1 protein-coding gene and 1 pseudogene are annotated in these 2,715 nt (G+C 68.2%); one reads left to right on the top strand and one right to left on the bottom strand.

Annotated features, from left to right (window positions below):
• Nucleotides 1–283 (bottom strand): annotated as a pseudogene (locus tag AB0K09_RS32095) (S8 family peptidase); the annotation flags it as partial.
• A gap of 556 nt (nucleotides 284–839) precedes the next feature.
• Between AB0K09_RS32095 and AB0K09_RS32090 the strand changes: the two are divergent.
• Nucleotides 840–2,318, top strand: a complete 1,479-nt coding sequence (locus AB0K09_RS32090; protein ID WP_366068915.1) for an amino acid permease — start codon at nucleotides 840–842, stop codon at nucleotides 2,316–2,318.
• The last annotated feature ends 397 nt before the right edge of the window (nucleotides 2,319–2,715 follow it).

Below are 2,715 nucleotides of genomic sequence, written 5' to 3'. Positions count from 1 at the left end.
GCACAGCGGAGTTGTACGTACGGTTCAGCTTGCCGCCGTACTTTTCGGCCAGGTCCTTGCTTTCGGTGGCGACTGAATGTGCCGCGGTTTTGTTCGCGCCGTCCTTCAGCATGACGATGTAGCTGCCATCGATGGCGCCCTTGGCGTGCGTGCCGTAAACCGTGCCTTCCGCGGGGGCGGCGCCGGCCGGCAGCGTCAATACGGTGGCTCCGGCGGCGACTGCCGTCGCCGCGGATATCGCCACTAAGAGGCGTCGATTCGTGGCGCGTTTGTGGTGTGCCATGACGAGGGTTTTCCTCCTCGTGAGGTTGTGGGGGGGAATTGCATGCCGCGGTCGCGGCACGGCCGGAGTGCGGGAAGCTCCCGCTCCGGTTGGTCCAGAACCCTTTCAGCTTTGACGCGCGCAGTTCAATAGCTCGATCAAGGTGTGACATACGCAACGTCCCTCTGTAATTGCAAAGAGCAATGAACGCCTACAAAAGGGGCAACCCCGTCGCGGTTCACACGACTCGCCGGGTTCGGCCGATTCGGTCAAGTCCGTTCAGAGCCGGTCGATTTACCAGTCGGTAACAGCCCGGAAGGGCGCCTTCCGTCCCCCGGGGGCAGGTAAGCCCTGAGCCCGTCACACGCCCCTGACCTGCGGCGGAGCTAGCTCACAGGCAAACGGAAGTCAAGCTTCCGTTAACTCTTGACGGCGCTCATACGCGCCTCACACCATTCACCGGAAGGCGGTCACGTGTTCGCGTGATCGTCTTGTCCGGAGCACGCGGCAAGCACCGCACGACGTCCCCGTCGGGCGCCCGGTTCCGCTCCCCCCTCCAGCAAAGGCGAAGACATAGATGAGTGACCGCACCCTCACTGCGGCCGACACCCCGGCGGGCACCTCCGCCCCGGCAGCGACGTCCCCACACGTCGACGCCGGCGACGCGGGGTACAGCAAGGACCTCAAGTCCCGCCACGTCAACATGATCGCTATCGGCGGTGCCATCGGTACCGGTCTGTTCCTCGGCGCCGGTGGGCGCCTCGCCAGTGCGGGGCCCTCGCTCTTCATCGCCTACGCGGTGTGCGGACTCTTCGCCTTCTTCGTCGTGCGCGCGCTCGGCGAGCTCGTCCTGTACCGCCCGTCCTCCGGCGCGTTCGTCTCGTACGCGCGTGAGTTCATGGGCGAGAAGGGCGCCTACACCGCCGGCTGGCTCTACTTCCTGAACTGGGCCACCACCGGCATCGCGGACATCACGGCCGTGGCCACGTACACCCACTACTGGCACATGTTCAGCACGATCCCGCAGTGGGTGCTCGCGCTGATCGCCCTCGCGGTCGTACTCACCGTGAACCTGATCTCGGTGAAGTACTTCGGCGAGATGGAATTCTGGTTCGCGATCGTCAAGGTCGCCGCGATCACCGTCTTCATGGTCGTCGGCATCTTCCTGCTGGCCAGCCAGCACAAGGTCGGCGACGGCACCCCGGGCCTGGCGAACGTCCTCGACCACGGTGGCGTCTTCCCGACCGGCGTCATGCCGATGCTGATGGTCATCCAGGGCGTCGTCTTCGCCTACGCCTCCGTCGAGCTGTGCGGTGTCGCCGCGGGCGAGACGAAGAACCCCGAGAAGATCATGCCCAAGGCGATCAACTCGATCATGTGGCGTGTCGGCCTGTTCTACGTCGGCTCGGTCATCCTGCTGGCCGTGCTCCTGCCGTACACCGCCTACCACGCCGGCGAGAGCCCGTTCGTCACCGTCCTGTCGAAGATCGGCGTGCCGTACGCGGCCGGCGTGATGAACCTGGTGGTCCTCACCGCCGCGCTGTCCAGCCTGAACTCCGGCCTGTACTCCACCGGCCGCATCCTCCGCTCGATGGCCATGTCCGGCTCCGCGCCGAAGTTCACCGGCCGGATGAACAAGGGCCAGGTGCCCTACGGCGGCATCCTGCTCACCGCGTTCTTCTGCGTGCTGGGCGTGGGCCTGAACTTCGTGGTCCCGGCGGACGCCTTCGAGATCGTGCTGAACTTCGCCGCGATCGGCATCATCGGCACCTGGGGCATGATCATGGTCTGCTCCCTGCTGTTCTGGCGCCGCTCGAAGGAGGGCCGGGTCACCCGCCCCGGCTACAAGCTCCCCTGGGCGCCGTACACCCAGATCGTCACCCTGGTCTTCCTGGCCGGCGTGCTGGGTCTGATGGCCTCCGAGCCGGGTGAGGGGCGCACCACCGTGCTGTTCCTTCCGGTGATCGTGGCCGCGCTGGTCGGCGGCTGGTACCTCGTCCGCGGCCGGGTCGCCCGCGCCCTGGAGGCGTCGCGCGCCGAGGCCGAGCAGCACTGATCCCTCCCGCCGGGTGACCGGCGCGTCACCGCGCCTCCGCGCGGTGGCACAGGCCCCCGGAGCCTCCCGGCTCCGGGGGCTTCGTGCTGTCCGGGGGCCGGCCGCACCGTAACAGCCTCCCCGGGCCGTGGCCGCGGCTTTGTCAGATGGCGATGGAATGGCCGCGGAACCTCGTCCCCCGCTTCCCGGCGCGGCTAGCGTCCCCCGTCATTCGAGCAGACGGCCGGGGACGGCCCGAGGAACGAAGGAGGGGGCGCCATGCGTCCCGTACGCCCCACCCACGCCGTGCGAGCGGGCTTCGACAGGTCCTTCTCGGGGCTCGGCGGGCCCCTGCGGCGGCGGAGCGGGCCCGAGGGCGCCCGGCCGCCGGGGGGCGGGCGGGCGCTGGGCACCTGGC

It is taken from the genome of Streptomyces sp. NPDC049577 (assembly GCF_040675635.1).
In the GTDB taxonomy this organism is placed as follows: Bacteria; Actinomycetota; Actinomycetes; order Streptomycetales; family Streptomycetaceae; genus Streptomyces.
The sequence above is the reverse complement of the archived record's forward strand: the minus strand, read 5'-3'. Positions and strand labels throughout refer to the sequence as shown.